The organism is Mycobacterium colombiense (genome assembly GCF_003284935.1).
In the GTDB taxonomy this organism is placed as follows: Bacteria; Actinomycetota; Actinomycetes; order Mycobacteriales; family Mycobacteriaceae; genus Mycobacterium; species Mycobacterium arosiense_A.
In genome coordinates this window covers 17,809-38,682 of record NZ_QMEV01000018.1, presented here as the reverse complement: position 1 = coordinate 38,682, position 20,874 = coordinate 17,809, and the positions used below count along the sequence as shown (strand labels likewise).

Genomic DNA, 20,874 nt, shown 5'->3' with positions numbered 1-20,874 from the left:
AGAGCGGGATCGATAGTAAAATCGGACAACATGGCCGGTGTGGGGCTGGGGCAGCTGCTACTCGCGCTGGACGCGACCCTGGTGAGCCTGGTCGACGCGCCCCGGGGCCTGGACCTGCCGGTGGCGTCGGCGGCGCTGATCGACAGCGACGACGTGCGGCTGGGGTTGGCGGCCGCGCCGGGTTCCGCCGACGTCTTCTTCCTGTTGGGCATCGCCGACGACGAGGCGCTGCGCTGGATGGACAAGCAGGCGCGCGACCGCGTGCCGGTGGCCATCTTCGTCAAGGGGCCGTCGGATGCGCTGGTGGCCAGGGCCATCGCGGCCGGGTCGGCGGTGGTGGCGGTCGAGCCGCGGGCCCGCTGGGAGCGGCTCTATCAGCTGGTCAACCATGTCCTGGAACATCACGGGGAGGGCCCCGACGCCCCGGAGGACTCGGGCACCGATCTCTTCGGGTTGGCCCAGTCGCTCGCCGACCGGATCCACGGCATGGTCAGCATCGAAAACGCCCAGTCGCACGTCTTGGCCTATTCGGCGTCCAACGACGAAGCCGACGAGCTGCGCCGCCTGTCCATTTTGGGCCGGGCCGGCCCGCCCGAGCATCTCGAGTGGATCGGCCAATGGGGCATCTTCGATGCGTTGCGCTCGGGCGGTGAGGTGGTCCGGGTCGCCGAGCGGCCCGAGTTGAGCCTGCGTCCCCGGTTGGCCGTCGGGATCCATCGGCCCGCCCCCGACGCGCGGCGACCGCCGGTGTTCGCCGGAACCATCTGGGTGCAGCAGGGCTCGCAACCGCTGGCCGACGACGCCGAACAGATGTTGCGCGGCGCCGCCGTGCTGGCCGCCCGCATCATGTCGCGGCTGGCGGCCCGGCCCTCCACCCACGCCCGGCGGGTGCAGCAACTGCTCGGCCTCGCGGACCCGGAATCCGTTGCGCACGTGGACATGGCCGCGATCGCCCACGAGCTCGGTCTGGCCCCCGACGGCGACGCGGCCCTGATCGGTTGGGACGTGGCGGACGGCTCACCCCGTCGCGCTCGGCTCGCCGACGTCATTGCGCTGAGCGCCAGCGCTTTTCGACGCGACGCGCAGGTCGCGTCGTCCGGCTCGCGAATCTATGTGCTGCTCCCCCAGACTCAGAACCGCTCGGTCGCCTCGTGGGTCCGTGGCACCATCGGCGCCATGCGCACCGAACTCGGGGTGCAGCTGCGGGCGGCCATCGCCGCACCGGTGGCGGCCCTTGCCGGAGTGGCCGCGGCCCGCGTCGAGGTGGACCGCGTGCTGGACAGCGCTGAGCGGCACCCGATTTCGTTCGGTCAGGTGACGTCGCTGGCCGAAGCCCGCACCACCGTCTTGCTCGACGAGATCGTCACGCTGATCGGCGGCGACGAACGGCTGGTCGATCCGCGAATCGTGGCACTGCGCGACGACGACCCGGCGCTGGCCGAGACGCTGCGGACGTATCTGGACGCGTTCGGCGACGTCGCCGCGGCCGCCCAATCGTTGCGGGTGCATCCGAACACGGTTCGCTACCGGGTGCGCCGGATCGAGAAACTGTTGTCGACGTCGCTGGCCGATCCCGAGGTGCGGCTGCTGTTTTCCCTGGGATTACGGGTGCTGGAAAGCCGTTGACCCGCTCGCCTTCCCGGGTCCAGCGATCGGGCGGCGTGAAAAGCCCGAGGCGGTAACCTAGCCCGCATGCAAAGTTCGTCGGTGGTCGCCCTGCTGCGGGAGCGCGCCGGCCTGCAGCCCGACGACTTGGCGTTCCGGTACACCGATTACGAGCAGGATTGGGCCGGCGTCACCGAGACCCTGACGTGGGCCCAGTTGTATCAGCGCACCCTGACCGTGGCGCACGAGGTCGCGCGGCACGGCAGCACCGGGGACCGCGCCGTCATCCTTGCGCCCCAGGGCCTCCCCTACATCGTCGCGTTCCTGGGCGCGATCCAGGCCGGGCTGATCGCGGTCCCGCTCTCGGTGCCGCAGCCGGGCTCGCACGACGAACGCGTCGCCGCCGTCCTGGCCGACACCGCCCCCACCGTCGTCCTCACCACGGTCGGGGCCGCGGCGGCCGTCGACGAGTGCCTGCGCCGCACGGCCCCGGCGACCGGAGGCGCCGCCCCGGCCGTCATCGCCGTCGATGCGCTGGACCCGCCGCGGTCGTCGGGCATCCGGATCAGCGGCGCCCCGAGCATCGCGTACCTGCAATACACGTCGGGTTCCACCCGCGTGCCGGCCGGGGTGATGGTGTCGCACCGCAATCTTGCGGTGAACTTCCAGCAGCTGATGGCCGCGTACTTCGACGACTTCAACGGTGTGGCCCCCCGCGCCACCGTGTGCGTGTCGTGGCTGCCGTTCTACCACGACATGGGTTTGATGCAGGGCGTCATCGCGCCCATCCTGGGTGGCTACCTGGGCGACGTGACGAGCCCGGTCGCGTTTCTGCAACGTCCCGCGCGCTGGATTCGCGCGATGTCGCAGACCAATCCGGTCTTCTCGGCCGCCCCGAACTTCGCCTTCGAACTCGCGGTCCGCAAGACCACCGAGGCGGACGTGGCCGGGGTCGACCTGGGCAACGTCATCAGCATCGTCAGCGGCGCCGAGCGGATCCATCCGGCCACGCTCGACCGGTTCTGCAAACGCTTCGCCCCGTACAACTTTCGCGAAGAGATGATGCAGCCCTCCTACGGTTTGGCCGAGGCGACCGTGTATGTGGCCAGCCGCGCCAAGGCGGGGGCCCCGCGCGTCGTCCACTTCGAACCGGAGGCGCTGTCGGAGGGCAGCGCGCAACCGTGCTCGCCGGAAACCGGCACGCCGCTGCTCAGCTACGGCACGCCGGCGTCGCCGTCGGCGCGGATCGTCGACCCCGACACCCGCACCGGATGCCCGGCGGGAACCGTCGGTGAAATCTGGGTCAACGGCGCCAATGTCGCCGACGGCTACTGGCGCAAGCCGCAGGACACCCAGCGCACCTTCGGCGGCGTGCTGGCCGACCCGCCGCCCGACACCCCCGAGGGCCCGTGGCTGCGCACCGGCGACCTCGGCTTCGTCTGGGACGGCGAACTGTTCATCGTGGGCCGGATGAAGGACCTGCTGATCGTCTACGGCCGCAACCACTATCCCGAGGACATCGAGTCGACGGTGCAGCGCATCACCGGCGGCCGGGTCGCGGCGATCGCGGTCCCGGTCGACGAGACCGAAAAGCTGGTCACCATCATCGAATTCAGCGGGCGCGGCGTATCCGACGAGGACGCGCGCCACGAGCTCGACGTCGTCAAGAACGACGTCACCGCGGCGATATCGAACTCACACGGGCTCACCGTCGCCGATCTGGTGCTGGTCGAACCGGGATCGATTCCCACCACCACGAGCGGCAAGATCCGGCGGGCGGCGTGTGTCGAGCAGTACCGTCGCCGGCGGTTCACCCGGTTGGACGCCTAGCCCTATTGGCTGTTGGCCGTCTGGGCTTCCTCGAGGAAGTGACCCACGACGTCGGGGCCGTTGGAGTGCAACTTGATGGACAGCTCGAGCAGCCTGTCCTTGACCTGCTTGGGCAGCAACTCGATCGACCGCGTGGTGGCCGAGTCGTATTTGGCTCCCGGAAACTGCTGCAGGAGAACATCTTTCTGTGCTTCGGTGGCGTAGATCTCGAGCAGCTTCATGCCGGCGAACGCCTCAATCGCCCGGTCCGCCATTCCGGCGTTCGCCAGCGCTTCCAGCCGTTCCTCGTTGATCCAGACGTTGACCTTGATGTTCTTTTCGGCCGTGCTCATGAGTTCTCCAAAGGGTTCAGCGTGAAGACCGGCAGCCTGTCTTTCAGGTACTCCTCGGTGACGAACGGCGACCCCTGCCCGTACTTGGCGGCGCTGTCCATCACGACTTCGAACACCTCGTGCCGCATCACCTTCTGGGTCGGCTTGACCTCGTCGGTCAGGATGCTTCGAATCAGGCTGCCGCTGAAGCTTTGTGACTGATCGTCATGTCCGCACAGGGCCGAGTTGGTGACCTCCTGGCAGACCGGGCAGTACCAGTTCTCCCGCAGGAACACCGGTTTGATCCCCAGCCCGCTGCGGTATTGCTTGAGGATGTTCTGGGAATCGTAGGGGTGGTAGAAGTCGCCCACGCCCGCGTGGTCGCGGCCGAACATGTGATGCGTGCAGCCCAGGTTGGTCCGCAGGATCGCGTGGAAGATGGCCTCCCTGGGCCCCGCGTAGCGCATGTCCCACAGCGTGAACGACACCAGGTGGACTTCCTCGCGGAAATACCCGCTGGCCCGCAATTCGTTCTGGGCCAACAGGATCGCCTCGTCGATGTAGTCCCCGACGCGCTTCTGGCCGATGATGGCGTTGACCAGTACGCCGGTGTTCAGGCTGTCGACGGGCTGGTCCTCGTTCGCCGCCAGCCACGCCTGCTTCATCAACGCCTCGTGGCCGGTGTGCGGAACGTTTCGGGTCTGATGGGCGACGGCGCGCTTCCAGTCTTTTTTCGCCAGCGCGTCCTGGTGCTGCCGCGGTGTGAGCCAGAAGCTCTTGAAGGGTTCGTTGAACACCGGTTCGTTGATGAGCGTGATGTCGCCGCCGATGAAACGATCCGCATACGCCCGCGTCTTCTTGACACCAGGATGCCGGGAATCGTTGGTGCCGTAGGTCTTTTCGGCCATGCGCTCCAAGTCGTACTCGTAGATCTCGGAGACCTCGAACAGCGCCATCGGGGCGTCGAGATATTCCAGGACGACGCTTTCGCCCTCCTTCACGCCGAATTTCTCGATGTCTTCGGCGGAAAGGTCGAACACGATCGGGATGCTCCACAGCGTGCCGTCGGGCAGCGCGAAGTCGTCCAGCGTGCTGTCCACTTCGCGCCGGCCCATGAACCCGCTGAGCGGGGTGAAGAAACCGTAGGAGAGGCTGATCACCTCGTGCGCGGTGGCTTTCGAGATCGGGATGCGCGGCAACCCGTCGATCCGGCTCGCCGCACCTTCGGTGGATACTCGTTCCACGATCGGCTTGCCGTTATGACCCTGGTAGCTCATGTGAGTGACCTCGTTTCGCGTAATCGGCGGTTGCCCGTGCGGTGAACGGCTCCCGCGGCCGTCCTTGCCGAACCAGGGCGCTAAGCGTCCCGGACCGCGCCCGAGATGACGCCCACCCGTTCGAGATGGGCGATCACTTCCTCGGCCAGCGTGTCCGCGTCCTTGTTGCCGCCGTCGAGCCGCAGCTCGGGCCGCCCCGGCGCCTCGTAGGGGTCGTCGATCCCGGTGAATCCCTTGATCTCGCCGGCGCGGGCTTTCTTGTAGAGGCCTTTGGGATCGCGCTGCTCGCAAATCTCGATCGGGGTGTCGATGAAGATCTCCTGGAAATCGCCGTCGTTCAGGGTGGCCCGGATCGCGTCGCGATCGCGGACGTAGGGGCTGATGAAGGCCGTCAGCGCGATGACACCGGATTCGCAGAACAGCTTCGCGACGGCGCCGATGCGGCGAATGTTCTCCTCGCGATCCTGGGCGGAAAAACCGAGGCCGAACCGCTTCGCGAACTCCGATCCGTGCCGCTCTTCGAGCAGTTCCGGGGCGGCGTTGAGGCCATAGCGGACGTTGTCCCCGTCCAGCAGGAAGCTGCGGATGCCCCGTTCGTAGAGCTTCTGTTCGACGACGTTGGCCACGGTGCTCTTGCCGCTGCCACTCAGCCCGGTGAACCAGACGACGCAGCCTCGGTGCCCGTTGAGGCTCTCGCGCTCGGCGCGGCTTATCTGATGCTCGTGCCAAGTGATGTTGTTGGCCATTCCCAGCTCCTGTTCACCACGTTTCAGCCGCGCATGGACGCATGCGCACGGATTCACACCGGCCGCATCGATCCTGGCCACCCACCTTCACCATATTGTTTATCAATCAATCCGGATCAGAACCAGTCCACCAGTAAAGATGGCCAACTTACGGAAGTTTGTCGCTGGACGGCGGTGACGCGGCGAGCGGCGGCGGTGGCGCGGCGGGCGGCGGCGGTGCGGCCGCCGGGGTGCAGACCGACGGGGTCTTTCCCTGTGTCACCCGCAACGCGGGGCGGGTCAGGGTGTCGAGGGCGCGGCTTCGAGGTCGGCCAGCTCGTCACACAGATGCTCCGCCAGCCCGCGGACGGTGGTGATCTTCGCGGGGCTGATGCGCACCCCCGTTTCGGTTTCGATGCGGGTGCGCAGCTCCAAGTTCCCCAGCGAGTCCAAGCCGTAGTCGGACAACGGCCGGTCCGGATCGATGGTGCGCCGCAGCAACAGGCTGATCTGTCCGGACACCAGTCGCCGCAGCGCCGACGGCCACTCCTCGCGCGGCAACGCCTGCAACTCGGCGAGGAACTTGCCGGTGTCCGGCTTGCCGTGGCCCGTCGAGCCGAACGCCTCGGCGAAGCGGCTGCGTTGCGCGAAGGAGGTCAGCCAGGGTGTCCCCGTGATCGGCGCGTAGCCCGAGTACGGGCGGTCGTAGCGCAGCAGCGTTTCGAATGCGCGGAACCCCTCGGCGGGCGAGATCGCGATGCCGGCGTCGCGGGCCAGGGCCGTGGCGCGGCCGACCTCCGACCACGCCCCCCACGCGATGGAGGTGGCCGGCAGGCCGCGGGCCCGCCGCCAGTAGGCGAATGCGTCCAGCCAGCTGTTGGCCGCGGCGTAGGCACCCTGCCCCGGCGAGCCCACCAGCGCGGCGGCCGACGAAAACGCGCAGAACCAGTCCAGGCACCGCCCGGTCTTTTCTTCCTGCAGCGCTTGATGCAGGTTCCATGCGCCGTAAGCCTTTGGCGCCCAACACCGATCGATGAGTTCATCGGTGACGTTCGCCAACGTGGCGTCCTCGACCACCGCCGCCGCGTGCAGCACGCCCCGCACCGGCAGCCCGGTCGCGGTGGCACACGCCACCAGCCGCTCGGCCGTGTGCGGCTCGGCGATGTCCCCGCATTCCACCGCGATGTCGGCCCCCGCGGCACGCAGCCGCTCGATCGCCTCGCGCGCGCGCTCGTCGGGTTGCGAACGCGAATTGAGCACGATCCGCCCGCAACCCGTCCCGGCGGCTTGAGCCGCCATCTGGCCGGCCAGAAACAGGCCCAGCCCACCGATTCCGCCGGTGATGATGTAGGCGCCGTCGGCGCGGAAGGGACGCACGGTTTCCGGCGGGACCACGGCCACACTGCTTCCCACCCGCGGCACGTCCAGCACCACCTTGCCGGTGTGCCCGGCGGCGGCGACCAGGCGCACCGCGGCGGCGGCGTCGCGAATCGGATAGTGCGTGGTGCTCGGCAACGGCAGTTCCCCGGCGGCGGTGCGCTGGTACACGGTGGTCAACAGGCGCCGAACCGTCTGCGGGTGGCTGGCCGTCAGCAGCGCGAGGTCGACGGCGAACATCGACAGGTTCCGGCGAAACGGGAACAGCCCCAGATGGGTATCGCCGTAGATGTCACGCTTGCCCAACTCGACGAAGCGTCCGCCCACGGCGAGCAGTTCGATTCCCGCGCGTTGCGCGGCGCCGGGAAGCGAGTTGAGCACCACGTCGACGCCGTATCCCGAGGTGTCCCGGCGGATCTGGTCGGCGAATTCCGTACTGCGCGAGTCGTAGACGTGCTCGATACCCATGTCCCGCAACAGTTTCCGGCGCTCGGGGCTGCCCGCGGTCGCGAAGATCTGACACCCCACAGCCCGGGCGATCGCGATGGCCGCCTGGCCGACGCCGCCGGTGCCGGAGTGGATCAGCACCTTGTCGGTCGGCGAGATGCGGGCCAGGTCGTGCAGGCCGTACCACGCGGTGGCGGCCGCGGTCGGGACCGCGGCGGCGTCGTCGAACGGCACCTCGGGCGGCAGCGTGATCGCATGCCGGGCGTCGGCGATGACGAAGGTTCCCCAGCATCCGTTGGGCGAGACGCCGCCGACGTGGTCGCCGACCCTGTGCTCGGTGACGTCCGGTCCGACGGCGGTCACCACCCCGGCGAAGTCACCCCCCAGCCGCTGCTGGTAGCCCTCGAACGTGGGATAGCGCCCAAACGCGACAAGAACATCCGCGAAGTTGACGGTCGACGAGGTCACCGCCACCTCGATCTCGCCCGGGCCGGGCGGCACCCGGTCGAACGCGGTGAACTCCAGCGATTCGAGGTCACCGGGAGCGCGGATCTGCAGGCGCATGCCGTCACCCCCGTGATCGACGACGGTGGTGCGCCGCTCGACCGGGCGAAGCGGGCCGGGCCGCAACCGCGCGGCGTACCACTGCCCGCCGCGCCAGGCGGTCTCGTCTTCCGCCGACCCGGTTTTCAGCTGCAGCGCAATGTGTTCGGGGTCGGTCGCGTCGTCCACATCGATCTGGGTCGCGCTCAGATGCGGGTGCTCGGAGTCAATCACCCGCATCAGCCCACGCAGCCCGGCCTGCGCCAGGTTGGCCGCATCGCCGGCGGTCACGCTCGCCGCGTTGCGGGTCACGAGGTAGAGCCGTGGCGATTCCCCGGGCAGCTCCGAGAGCTCACGGGCGACGGCCGCCAGGTGCGAGACATGATCCCGGCCGGCGTGCGCCTCGCCCACCGCGCCCTCCGCTGCCCCGGCCACCACGACGACCCCCGTCAGTCCCTTCAGCGGCGCGTGACCGTTGGAGACGGGCTGGCCGCCGCCGGACAGCAGGGCACGCAGCCGCGCGGTGTTCGGCGACCCGACGGGATCGGCGATCGAGACACATTGCCCGCCATCGGAATTCAGGGCCTCGGCAAGTCGCGCGGCAAACGGGTCGTGACCGTCGGACGCACCGAGCAGCACCCAGGAGCCCGGCTCGGTCTGCGTGGCCTCGGGCGCTTCCCGGGGTTCCCAGTCGATGGTCAACAGTCGCTCGTTGAGCAGCCGCTGGGCGTGTTCGGATTCGGAGGCGCCGCCGGCGAGCCGCAGTCCCTCGACGGTCAACAGCACCGTCCCGGACTGGTCCAGCACGTCGAGGTCGGCCTCGCATTCGCCGGGGCGCGAGGAGGTGACCCGGGCCAGGCAGTACTGCGCGTGGCGGGTCGAGTGGTAGGTGCGCAGCCTGCGCACCCCGACCGGCAACAGCAGACCGGCGCCGGCCTTGTGTACCTCGGGCGAGACGACGACCGACTGGAAGCACGCGTCGAGCAACGCCGGGTGCGCGGCATAGGCCGACTGCTGCGAGCGGATCGCGCCCGGCAGTGTGACTTCGGCCAGCACCGTGGTGATCTCCCCGTCGGCGACAAGCACCGCGGCCAGACCCGAAAATGCCGGCCCGTATTGAATCCCTACGGCGTCGAAGGCTTTTCGCAACTCCGCACCGTCCAGGCGGGACGGGTGGGCGGCGATCAGCGTCGCCATGTCGTGCGCGGGCGGCTGATCGGGCTCGGGTGAATCCGCGTTGTCACCGGGGAGAGCGCACAGGACCGCGCTCGCCCGGCGGACGCGTTCGCCGTCCTCGTGGGTGTCCACGGTGAAGTCGAGAACACCGGGGCCGGCGACCGTCGCGACCGAGGAGGCCTGCGTCCGGTCGTCCAGTAACAGGGTCTGCTCGAACCTGACGTCGCGGACCTCGGCGCGTTCCCCGAGCGCCGCGCGGGCGGCCCCCAGCGCCATCTCGCAGTACGCGGCACCGGGAAATGCTGCGACACCGTGGATTTGGTGATCGGCAAGCCACGGGTGCGCCTCGGTGCCCACCGCGCCCTGCCAGACGTGGCGCTCGGGTTCCTCCCGCAGATGCACGTGCGCTCCGAGCAGGGGATGGACGGCCTGGACCGCCGCGCCGTGGGCGGCGTGCTCGTTCCCCTCGCGACTCAGCATCAGCCGGCGATGCGTCCACGTCGGCAGCGGGGCGTCCACCAAACGCCCGGTCGGGTATTGGACGGAGAAGTCGATCACCGCGCCCGCGCTGTGCACGTCGGCGACGAAGCCGCGCAGACCACCCGGCAGCTCTCCCCCGCGAGCGGGTGGTGCGCCCGGCTCGCGTCGGCGCATGGCCGCCACGGCGGCGATGGGCATGTCCAGGCTGGCGGCGTTCTGCTCGACGGCGTGCGTCAGCAGCGGATGCGGCGCCAGCTCACCGAAGACGCGGAAGCCGTCCTTGAGGGCGGCCTGAACGGCGGACGCGAATCGGACGGTGTAGCGCAGGTTTTCGGCCCAGTACTCGCCGGTGAACGAGGGCCGTTCCCGCGGGTCCCAGAGCGTCGCGGAATAGTACGGAACCTCGGGCGCCATCGGTCGCAGGTCGGCGAGGACCTCGACCAACTCGTCGAGGATCGGCTCCACCTGCGGCGAATGCGAGGCGACGTCCACCGCGACCTCGCGGGCCAGCACGTCCTGCTCCTGCCAGGCCGCCACCAGATCGCGGATGGTCTGGGTGTCGCCGCCGACGACGGTCGACGTCGGCGACGCGACCACGGACAGCACGACGTCGGAGATGCCGCGAATCGACAGTTCCGACAACACTTGCTGCCCCGGCAGTTCCACCGATGCCATCGCGCCGCTGCCCGCGATCCGCGCCATCAGCTTCGAGCGACGGCAGATGACGCGCACACCGTCGGCCACCGACAACGCGCCCGCGACGACGGCGGCCGCGGATTCGCCCAGCGAGTGCCCGATGACGGCGCCGGGGCGCACGCCGTAGGACTTCATCGTCTCGGCGAGCCCGACCTGCATGGCGAACAGCGTGGGCTGCACCCGGTCGATGCCGGTCACCGCCTCGGGCGCCGCCATGGCCTCGGTCACCGAAAAGCCGGATTCCGCGGCGATCAACGGTTCGACGGCGGCGATCGTGGCGGCGAAAACCGGCTCCGTGGCCAGCAATTCGGCGCCCATCCTCGGCCACTGCGAACCCTGGCCGGAGAAGACCCACACCGGCCCGCGGTCGCCCTGCCCCACCGCGGGCCGGTACGGGATGTCGCCGTCGGCGACCGCGCGCAGCTCGGCGCCCAACTCGCCGAGGGTGCCGGCCGAGATCACGGTGCGCACCGGGCGGTGCGCGCGCCGGCGAGACAACGTGTAGCCCAGATCCGTCAGGCGCACCCCACTGTCGCCGTCCGGAGCACCGTGTTCGTCGATCCAGGCCGCCAGCCGGGCGGCCGTGACGCGCAGCTGCTCGGCGGAGGTGGCCGACAGGGGAAACAGCAGCGGCCCCACCGGTGGATCGGATGCCTGCGCCGGCGGCTGTCGCGGCGCCTGTTCCACGATGGCGTGCACATTGGTGCCCGACATCCCGTAGGACGACACCGCGGCGCGGCGCGGGTGGCTCCTGAGGGGCCATGGCGTATTGCTCTGCGGCACAAACAGATCGGTCTCGATCCGGGCCATCTCGTCTGGTAACCGGGTGAAGTGCAGATTCTGCGGGATCACGGCGTGCTGCAGCGCGAGGATCGCCTTGATCAGTCCCAGCGGACCCGACGTCGACTGCAGGTGACCGAAGTTCGTCTTCACCGATCCCACGGCGCAGGGAGCGCCGACGCCGTATACCGCTGCCAGGCTGGCGAATTCGATCGGATCGCCGACGGGAGTGCCGGTGCCGTGCGCCTCGACGAAGCCGACCGTGGCCGCGTCGACGCCGGCGATCTGCAAAGCCTTCCGGTAGACGGCGACCTGAGCCGTCTGCGAGGGCGCCGCGATGTTCACGGTGCGGCCATCCTGGTTGGCCGCGGTGCCGCGCAGCACCGCCAGGATGCGGTCGCCGTCGCGGTGCGCATCGTCGAGCCGCTTGAGCAACAGCATGACGCAACCTTCGCCGGACACGAAGCCGTCGGCGTGCACGTCGAAGGCGTGGCAGCGGCCGGTCGGCGACAGCATGCCCTGCAGCGAGCCCGAGACGGACTTGCGCGGTTCCAGGGTCACCACGACGCCCCCGGCCAGGGTGAGGTCCGATTCCCCGCTGCCAAGACTGCCGCACGCCTGGTGGACTGCCATCAGCCCCGACGAGCACGCCGTGTCGACGGTGACCGCCGGACCGTGCAGCCCCAGGGCGTAGGCGACTCGCCCGGACGCGAAGCTGTTGGACGTGCCGGTGAATCCGTACGGTCCTTCGGCCGCGCCGCAGTCGGCGGACAGCAGTTCGTAGTCACCGTGGGTCAGGCCGACGAACACACCGGTCTGCGATTGGGAAAGCGACGCGGGGTCCAGGCCGGCATGCTCGACGGCGTCCCACGACGTTTCGAGCAGCAGGCGGTGTTGCGGGTCGATCGCGATGGCCTCGCGCTCGGTCATCCCGAAGAAGTCGCAGTCGAACCCGCCGACATCGTCGAGGAACGCCCCCCACCGGGTCACCGATCGACCGGGCACACCGGGCTCGGGATCGTAGAACAGGTCGGCGTCCCACCGGTCGGCGGGAATCTCGCCGACGAAGTCGTCACCGCGCAGCAACGCCTGCCAGAGGCGGTGCGGGGAGTCGATCCCGCCGGGAAGTCGGCAGGCCATCCCGATGACGGCGACCGGTGTGGCGTTCACGGCACGCACAGTGCAAGTCCCCTATCTTGCCCGATCACTGAGGCGCGCGCGCCCGTGAGCATCGGCGCGCACCGTCTGGTCTCACGTTTTCAGCCTTATTATGCAGATGTCTGTTTAGCTTCGAACCAGGTCAGCTTAGCGGGAGTAAACAATTTCCGGTCGGCCTTGCAAAAACGGGCCGCGCCGGCCGAGCGCTCGCGAAACCCCCGCCGTCAGTGCGGAATTCCGGCAGCGCCTGATCCCGCCGGGGCGCCGCGACGTCCGGGCGCCGCGGGCGGCCGCCCAGGCGGTCGGAAACGCCTGATTCGCAAGGCGATTCGTGGCGAGCGCGCCGGCCGGCTACGTGTCGCTGGTCTGTTCGGAGTCGTCGGACTCGGCGTCGTTCGCGGGGTCCTCGATGACCTGATAGGCCGGATCGCTCAACAACATGGGCCGGTTGCCGCTCTGCTTGGGCTTGCCGGTGATCCGCAGCAACTGCCCGGGCGCTATGTCGGCCCCACCGCGTTCCGAACGGAACGTGACGCAGATTTCGCCGGTATTGTCCCCGACGACCACCTGGCGGCGCGTCCGCCTGCCATGGTTGATGTCCTCGACTTGATTGACCCGTCCCTCAAAGGTGGCCCGCTGGCCGGGTATCAGGCCCGACACCGTGATCGGCGCGGGCCCGCGGTCGGGGTGCTCATAGGCATCGACGTTCTGCTGTTCGTCTCGACTGATCCAGGCTTCCACCTTGTCGAGTTCGCGCGCGACCCGTTGCTCGAAGTTGTCCGGGTAGGCCTGCTGGATCCGGCTCTGCACGTCATAGGGCACGATCGTCGCCGCGGCATCGGGTATCAGGCTGACCGCGCGGGAGACCTTGTCCGCGGTGCGGTCGTGCAGCAGCCGCCCGAGCAGCGGCGCGTACGTGCGGCGCGGCAGCAACACCGTGACGTTGGTGTTGCGCTCCTCGTCGCGGGACTTGGCGACCAACACCTGCGCGGCCCGGGTGATCCGCCGGTCCGGGCAGTCCACCACCCGCAGCGGAGTGTCGAGTTCGAAGTGATCCCAACGCGTTCGGATCAACTGGGCGTGCGCTTCATCGACCATGAAGTGGACCGCGACCAGCTCATCGGCGCGCAATCCGCGGCCGTACCGCAGCGCTTCTATGACCGCGAGGTCAACCGAGTTCACGAACACGAAGACCTTGTGCCGGGCGTACTTCACCAGCTCGGGGCGGTCGGTGCGGAACATCTCGAGAATGGCTGCCTCGGCGCGATATTCACGGTTGAGTCGCATCAGCACGAACACCAGCAGCGGGAATACGACGACCACCAACCACGCGCCCTCGGTGAACTTGGCCACCGCGAAGATGCCGACCACGATCGTTGACAGAATCGCCGCGGACAGGTTGATCGCCAGCCGCCGCCGCCAACCCGGCTCGCGCCGCGTCAAATGGTGCTTCGTCATTCCGTAGCCCGCCATCGAGAACCCGGTGAACACGCCGATGGCGTAGAAGGGCACCAGGGCGTTGACCGAACCGCCCGTCGCCAGTAGCAGCGCCACCGACAGCGCGGTGAGCGCGATGATGCCGTTCGAAAACACCAGGCGGTGACCGCGTTTCATGAGCTGGCGCGGCAGGAAGCGGTCTTCGGCGACGAAACTCGCCAGCGCCGGAAATCCGTTGAAACTGGTGTTGGCACCGGTGTACAGGATGGCCGCCGTCGCGACCTGGACGAGGGTGTACAGGACGTTGCCGATCGGGCCATTGCCGAAGACCGCACGGGCAACCTGCGACAGCACAGACGGATATCCGGCCTCATACGGCGTCGCGTGGGTGACAAACGTCAGATACGCGACACCGGCCAGCAGGAAACCGAGGATGCAGGCCATGGTGGTGAGCACCCGGCGGGCGTTGCGGCCCTGCGGCTTACGGAAGACGTTGACCGTATTAGAAATCGCTTCGACTCCCGTCAGCGAGGACCCGCCGTTGGCGAACGCACGCAGCAGCACCAGCACCGTCGCACCCATCACCAGCCCGTCGCCCCGATGAATCGGCACCGTCCCGGCAATGTGTTGGGCATCGTAAGTCGGTAAATGCCAGAACAATTGGCGGATGACGCCGGTCACGATCGTCAGGCCGATCATCGTGACGAAAAAGTAGGTCGGGGCCGCGAACTGCACGCCGGCTTCTTTGAGCCCGCGCAGGTTCGCGTAACAGATGACCAGCACCACGCCCACCGTGATCGCGAGGCTGTAGGGCCCCAGCACCGGGAGGGCCGACGCCACCGCGACCGTCCCGGCCGCCGCCTGCACCGCCACCGTGACGACATAGTCGATCAGCAGCGCCGCCGCGGCCACCTGAGCCACCCGGGGTCCGAAATTTTCCCGCGCGACGATGTAGGAACCGCCCGCGCGCGTGTAGGCCATCACGACCTGCCGGTAAGACGCGGCCACCAACACCAGAATCACCAAAATCGCCGCGTTGATGGGCAGCAACAGGGCAAAGGCCGCGAGCCCGGCGTTGGGCAGCAACTCGATCAAAATCTGTTCGGTGCCATACGCGGTGGACGAGATCGCGTCCGGTGACAGAGCGCCCAGCGCAATCGGATTGGACAACTTCTCGGTCGACAGGCTCTCGTTGATCAGCGGTTTTCCCAGCAAGATGCGCTTGGCGATGTCCCCGACCGAGGTTGGGATGTACGTCTTGCCCGCCGTCGTCGTCACGACATGCATTCTGCCGGTCGCCCGGCCGGCGCGGCAGGCAGTCGGGCTAAGTCAGTCGCTGCACGGCGGCGGCGATCCGCTCGTCGGCGGCGGTCAGCGCGACCCGCACGTGTCGCGCACCGCGCGGGCCGTAGAAATCGCCCGGCGCCACCAGGATGCCGCGCTGCGCCAGCCAGGCGACGCTGTCGTGGCACGGCTCGCCGCGGGTCGCCCACAGGTAGAGGCCGGCTTCGGAATGGTCGACGGTGAACCCGGCCGACACCAGCGCGGGCAGCAGTGCCGCGCGGCGCCGCTCGTAGCGTTCCCGCTGCGCCAGCTCGTGGGCGTCGTCGTCCAGGGCCGCCACCATGGCCGCCTGCACCGGCGTCGGCACCATCATCCCGGCGTGCTTGCGCACGGCCAGCAGCTCGGCGACCAGCTCGGGGTCGCCCGCCACGAAACCGGCCCGGTATCCGGCCAGTGACGAGCTCTTCGACAGGGAGTGGATGGCGAGCAGGCCGGTGTGGTCACCGTCGCAGACCGAGGGGTGCAGGACCGACAGCGGCTGGTCGTCCCAGCCCAACCCCAGGTAGCACTCGTCGGAGGCCACCAGGCAGCCCCTGTCGCGGGCCCAGCCGACCACCTTGCGCAGGTGGTCGACGCCAAGCACACGTCCGGTCGGGTTGCTCGGCGAGTTCAGGTAATACAGCGACGGCGACTGCGGACCCAGCTGGGTCAGCGAGTCGGCGCGCAGCACCCGCGCCCCGGCCAGCCGGGCCCCGACGTCATAGGTCGGATACGCCAGTTCGGGCACCACGATCACGTCCGCGGGGCCCAGCCCCAGCAGCGTGGGCAGCCAGGCGATGAGCTCCTTGCTGCCGATCACCGGAAGCACGGCCGCCTCGCCGAGCCCGGTGATGCCGAACCGGCGGTCCAGCGCGGCGACCGCCGATTCGCGCAGCCGGGCGGTGCCGGCGGTGGCCGGATATCCCGACGCGGCCGCGGCGCCGACCAGCGCGTGCTGGATCACCGGGGCGACCGGGTCGACCGGGGTGCCCACGGAGAGGTCGACGATTCCGCCCGGGTGGGCGCCGGCCAGCGCCTTCGCGTCGGCCAGCGTGTCCCAGGGGAACGCCGGCAGCGCCGCCGACACCGCGGGCCGGCGTTTTTTGAGCTGGTGGGGCACCGGGTCGCTCAGTCGCCCTCGCCCTGCGGCGGCAGGTCCTTGACCACCTGCGGGTCGTTCTCGGTCATGCCGACCTTGGCCGCGCCCCCGGGCGATCCCAGCTCGGCGAAGAAGTCGGCGTTGATCTGCGTGTACTGGCTCCACTGGTCCGGCACGTCGTCTTCGTAGTAGATCGCTTCGACCGGGCACACCGGCTCGCACGCCCCGCAGTCGACGCATTCGTCGGGGTGGATGTAGAGCATCCGAGCGCCTTCATAGATGCAGTCGACGGGGCATTCCTCGATACAGGCTTTGTCCTTGATGTCGACACAGGGTTCGGCGATCGTGTACGTCACAGACGTTCCTCCATGTACTAGGCCATCTTTTGGGCTCAACTGTGGGCTGCTGTTCAGCTCGCACCGGCGCGTCCGACCGATTCCGATGAAGCTTTCGGTTACTGATACTAGACGTTGCAGATACAGGTCAACCATTTGGCGCGCCTGTCCGAGCACCGATTTAAGACCGACAGTCTCGGAGCTGTCGGCCGGCGCCCGTTTCGCCGACGGCGAACACCGCTGACACGCCGCTGACCTGCGAAGAGTAACGCCCAGGCGGTGGCCGGCGATAACCGTTGCGTTGCAAGCACGCTCGCGGGGCCTGGTAATCTCAACCGAAAGACGGCAACCGCTGGGCAGACGTTCTCGCCGTAATAGCGGTGCATTAACTGGGGAAGGTGTCCACACATGAGGCTGTCGTTGAGCAAATTGGGCGTTGCGGTTGGCAGCGCGGCGGTGGCGTTGACCGCCGGGGCCGGGATCGCGTCCGCGGATCCCACCGACGCGATCATCAACACCACCTGCAACTACGGGCAGGTCATTGCGGCGCTGAACGCGACCGACCCGGCCGCTGCCCAACAGCTGAACTCGTCGCCGGTGGCGCAGTCCTACATCCGCAACTTCCTGGCCTCGCCGCCGCCGAAGCGTCAGCAGATGGCCCAGCAGATCCAGGCCATGCCGTCGGCGCAGAAGTACTACGACGACATCAACCAGGTCGCGGTCACCTGTAACAACTACTGAGCCGACCGCTTCGCACGAAGCGGTTCAGTAGCCGCCGAGCAGGCGACGCACGCGCCCGAGGGTTTCCGGCCCGACGCGGCTGCGAATGCGTGACGGGTCGGCGGGCCTGCGGCCCCACAACAACAGCACGCGCGCGGCCGCGTCGGTCTCCAGGGTGGCCGGGCCTTCCGGCTTGGCGAGCCCGATGGTGATCTGATCGGGGCCCGCGGCCAGCACGACGTCGTCGCTGCCGTCGGCCCGCAGCCGGGCATCGATGCGCTCACCCTCGTTCAGTTGCTTGGCGCCCTTCATCAGCAGCGGCCTGCCGACCGCGAGCACGCTGTGCGTGGTCATCCACGGCTCGGCGAGCCGGGCCCGGGCGTCCGGTTCGTCGCCGGTGATGTCCCAGCTGTGCAGCACCAGCTCCTCGCGCATGTGCTCGGCGAACCAGGGCACCTTCATGGTGCGGCCCGTCCAGGCGACGTCGGTGTCGTCCGGGAGCGCCTCGGCGGCCACCGCGACCTCCTCGAGGCTGGCCATCCGGTCCAGCAGCGCGTCCCACAGGTCGGTGTCGTTGAGGGCGCGCAGGGGGCCCTCGCGTTCCTCGAAGCCGCGGGTCGCGACGGGTTCACCGGCCAGGTGGGCGCCGAGCACCCGCGCGAGCTCTTCGGCGTTTCCGGCCTGGTGAACGACGATGTCGCGCACCGTCCAGGCCTCACACCACGTGCCGGCGTCGGGTCCGTGCCGGCGCACCGCATCCACGAACGGCCGCCACTCGGGGAACCGATCGTCGTCGATATGTCGCTTCACGGCCTCCGGTATACCCGACGGCCCCGACACGCAAGCGAGCTACGCGGCCAGCGTCGTGTAGTCGGTGGTGCGTTGCCGCGCCGGGCGGCCGATGCCCTCGGCGATCGCGACGAGCTCCGCCACCGTCTTGGCCGACCCGTGCTCCGAACCCGCCATCCGGGAGATGGTCTCCTCCATCAACGTGCCGCCCAGATCGTTGGCGCCACCGTTGAGCATCACCTGCGTGCGTTCGACACCGAGCTTGACCCAGCTCGTCTGAATCTGAGAAATGCGACCGTGCAACATGATTCGCGCCAGCGCGTGTACCGCGCGGTTGTCGCGATGGGTGGGGCCGGGACGGGAGGCGCCGGCCAGGTACAACGGTGAGCTCTGGTGCACGAACGGCAACGGCACGAACTCGGTGAAGCCACCGGTGCGGTCCTGGATGTCACGCAACACGTTGAGGTGGCCGACCCAGTGCCGCGGACTGTCCACGTGGCCGTACATCATGGTCGACGACGACCGCAGCCCCACCTCGTGTGCGGTGCTGACGATTTCGATCCACAGCGATGTCGGCAGCTTGCCTTTGGTCAGCACCCAGCGCACTTCGTCGTCCAGGATCTCGGCGGCGGTGCCGGGGATGGTGTCCAGGCCCGCCTCGCGCAGGCTGATCAGCCACTCGCGAATGCTCAAGCCGCTCTTGGTGACCCCGTTGGCGATCTCCATCGGGGAAAACGCGTGCACGTGCATCGACGGCACCCGCGCCTTGACCGCGCGGACCAGGTCGGCGTAGCCGGTGACCGGCAGCTCGGGGTCGATGCCGCCCTGCATGCACACCTCGGTGGCGCCCTGGACGTGCGCCTCCCAGGCGCGGTCGGCGACCTCTTCGGTGGACAGCGAGTACGCGTCGGCGTCGCCCTTGCGCTGCGCGAACGCGCAGAACCGGCAGCCGGTGTAGCAGATGTTGGTGAAGTTGATGTTGCGGTTCACCACGAACGTCACGTCGTCGCCGACGGTTTCGCGGCGCAGCGTATCGGCAAGGGCGGCAACGGCTTCCAGTGCCGGGCCGTCGGCGGTGGCCAGCGACAGGTATTCGCTGTCCGAGCAGCCGGCGGGGTCGCGTTCGGCGGAACGCAGCGCGGCTAGCACGTCGGTGTCTAGGCGTTCTGGCGCTTTGGCGCCCTGCGCGGCCAGCTCGTGCACGTGGGCGCGGATCGATTCCCAGTCGCCGAAGGCGCTGTCGATGTCGCTGCGGGTTTCGGTGTTGCGGCCCTCGCTGTCGATGGCAGCGTTCAGGTCGACCCGGCCCGAGGAGCCGACGTCGTCGGGCTCCTGCCACGGCAGACCCACCGGGTTGACGTCGCGAGCCAGACCGGTCGCCGGATCGGCCAGCGCCGTCACGTGTCCTTGCACCCGCGGGTCGATCCAGGCCGCGGGTGCCTGCACGTATTTCGGCTGCGCGGTCAGCCGCTGGACCAGCTCGTAACCGGCTTCGGCGGTGACGGCGGCCAATTCGTCGAGCGCCGGCCACGGCCGCTCGGGGTTGACGTGGTCGGGCGTCAGCGGTGAAACACCACCCCAGTCGTCGACTCCGGCGCCGAGCAGCGCCAGGCACTCGTCGCGCGAGACCAGGTTGGGCGGCGCCTGAATCCGCATCCCGGGACCGAGCACCAGCCGAGCGACCGCCACCGTCGCGAGGTAGTCCTCGATGCCGGCGTCGGGGACGGCGGCCATCGCGGTGTGTTCCTTGGCCCGGAAGTTCTGCACGATCACTTCCTGGACATGACCGAACTCCTTGTGCGCCTTGCGAATCGCATGCAGGGTGTCGGCGCGCTCGGCGAGGGTCTCGCCGATGCCGACCAGCAGGCCGGTGGTGAACGGGATCGACAGCCGGCCCGCGTCGGTCAGGGCGCGCAGCCGCACGGCCGGGTCTTTGTCCGGGCTGCCATAGTGCGCAAGCCCTTTCGTCTCGAACAGGCGCCGTGACGTCGTCTCGAGCATCATGCCCATCGAGGGGGCCACCGGCTTGAGCCGGGCCATCTCTGACCAGCTCATCACGCCGGGATTGAGGTGCGGCAGCAGCCCGGTCTCTTCGAGCACCCGGATCGCCATCGCGCGCACGTAGGACAGCGTGGAGTCATAGCCCCGTTCGCTGAGCCACTCAACCGCCTCCGGCCAGCGATCCTCTGGCCGGTCGCCAAGGGTGAATAGCGCTTCCTTGCAACCCATTTCGGCACCGCGCCGGGCGATATCGACAATCTCGTCGGGTTCGAGATACATGCCGGCGCCCTGAGCGCGCAGCTTGCCCGGGACGGTGACGAAGGTGCAGTAATGGCACGTGTCGCGGCACAGGTGGGTGACCGGTATAAATACCTTGCGCGAGTACGTGATCGGCAGCCCACCGCCCGGGCCGCGCCGGCCGGTCGACTCCAGACCCGCATCGCGTACCCGGGCCGCACTGGCGCACAGATCGGCGAGGTCCGCACTGCGCGCGGTCATGGCGAGCGCCGCCTCATCGATGTTCAGAGCCACGCCGTCTCGAGCCCGTCGCAGCACCCGCCGCAGCGCCGATGAGCCGGCCTTCGGCGGGGCTTCCGGAGAAACCTTGGCCGGAACCACAGGGTGGGGCAGAGCGGTAGGCTCCTCGCCCGGAGTCAACAGCACTTTGGTGTAACTTCCCCACGATCGAATTTCATCCACGCGTCCCAACATGTGAAATCGTGGCACCCGTTGGCGGGTCCCGTATGGGCAACAGTCAACAGTAGC

General features: G+C 68.8%; 12 protein-coding genes. 3 read left to right on the top strand and 9 right to left on the bottom strand.

The window, feature by feature from the left end; all coding sequences use genetic code 11:
• Positions 1-30 precede the first annotated feature (30 nt).
• Both DQP57_RS11205 and fadD21 read left to right on the top strand, forming a co-directional pair.
• A complete protein-coding gene (locus DQP57_RS11205) occupies positions 31-1,626 on the top strand; it encodes a PucR family transcriptional regulator (protein WP_112633040.1) in 1,596 nt (531 codons plus the stop codon).
• A 66-nt stretch (positions 1,627-1,692) separates the two neighbouring features.
• Positions 1,693-3,435 (top strand): fatty-acid--AMP ligase FAAL21/FadD21, encoded by a 1,743-nt coding sequence (gene fadD21 / locus DQP57_RS11200; protein WP_112633039.1) that lies wholly within the window; start codon positions 1,693-1,695, stop codon positions 3,433-3,435.
• 2 nt (positions 3,436-3,437) lie between these two features.
• Here the strand turns inward: fadD21 and DQP57_RS11195 are convergent, their stop codons facing one another.
• From DQP57_RS11195 to fdxA, 7 genes are all read right to left on the bottom strand, one after another.
• Positions 3,438-3,767 carry a DUF6955 family protein gene (locus tag DQP57_RS11195; protein ID WP_112633038.1) on the bottom strand — a complete coding sequence of 110 codons (330 nt, stop codon included), beginning with the start codon at positions 3,765-3,767 and terminating at the stop codon, positions 3,438-3,440.
• Positions 3,764-5,023 carry a sulfate adenylyltransferase gene (gene sat, locus DQP57_RS11190; protein ID WP_112633037.1) on the bottom strand — a complete coding sequence of 420 codons (1,260 nt, stop codon included), beginning with the start codon at positions 5,021-5,023 and terminating at the stop codon, positions 3,764-3,766. The genes DQP57_RS11195 and sat overlap by 4 nt, the downstream gene beginning before the upstream one ends.
• Positions 5,024-5,103: 80 nt before the next feature.
• Positions 5,104-5,769 (bottom strand): adenylyl-sulfate kinase, encoded by a 666-nt coding sequence (gene cysC, locus DQP57_RS11185; protein ID WP_112633079.1) that lies wholly within the window; start codon positions 5,767-5,769, stop codon positions 5,104-5,106.
• Positions 5,770-6,048: 279 nt separating this feature from the next.
• Entirely contained in the window at positions 6,049-12,426 is a 6,378-nt protein-coding gene (pks2, locus tag DQP57_RS11180; RefSeq protein ID WP_112633036.1) for a sulfolipid-1 biosynthesis phthioceranic/hydroxyphthioceranic acid synthase, read from the bottom strand.
• Between the two features lie 330 nt (positions 12,427-12,756).
• A complete protein-coding gene (locus tag DQP57_RS11175; RefSeq protein ID WP_430918841.1) occupies positions 12,757-15,129 on the bottom strand; it encodes an amino acid permease in 2,373 nt (790 codons plus the stop codon).
• A gap of 37 nt (positions 15,130-15,166) precedes the next feature.
• Complete coding sequence (dapC, locus tag DQP57_RS11170) at positions 15,167-16,252, bottom strand: succinyldiaminopimelate transaminase (protein ID WP_112633077.1); 1,086 nt, start codon at positions 16,250-16,252, stop codon at positions 15,167-15,169.
• Positions 16,253-16,293: 41 nt separating this feature from the next.
• Positions 16,294-16,620 (bottom strand): ferredoxin, encoded by a 327-nt coding sequence (fdxA, locus tag DQP57_RS11165; RefSeq protein ID WP_007773662.1) that lies wholly within the window; start codon positions 16,618-16,620, stop codon positions 16,294-16,296.
• Positions 16,621-17,007: 387 nt separating this feature from the next.
• Between fdxA and DQP57_RS11160 the strand changes: the two genes are divergently transcribed.
• Entirely contained in the window at positions 17,008-17,340 is a 333-nt protein-coding gene (locus DQP57_RS11160) for a hemophore-related protein (RefSeq protein WP_112633035.1), read from the top strand.
• Between the two features lie 24 nt (positions 17,341-17,364).
• On the opposite strand, the gene DQP57_RS11155 is transcribed toward DQP57_RS11160, so the two are convergent.
• Together DQP57_RS11155 and DQP57_RS11150 are read right to left on the bottom strand one after the other, a co-directional pair.
• A complete protein-coding gene (locus tag DQP57_RS11155; protein WP_112633034.1) occupies positions 17,365-18,129 on the bottom strand; it encodes a maleylpyruvate isomerase N-terminal domain-containing protein in 765 nt (254 codons plus the stop codon).
• A 39-nt stretch (positions 18,130-18,168) separates the two neighbouring features.
• Complete coding sequence (locus DQP57_RS11150) at positions 18,169-20,820, bottom strand: bifunctional FO biosynthesis protein CofGH (RefSeq protein WP_112633076.1); 2,652 nt, start codon at positions 20,818-20,820, stop codon at positions 18,169-18,171.
• Positions 20,821-20,874 lie beyond the last annotated feature (54 nt).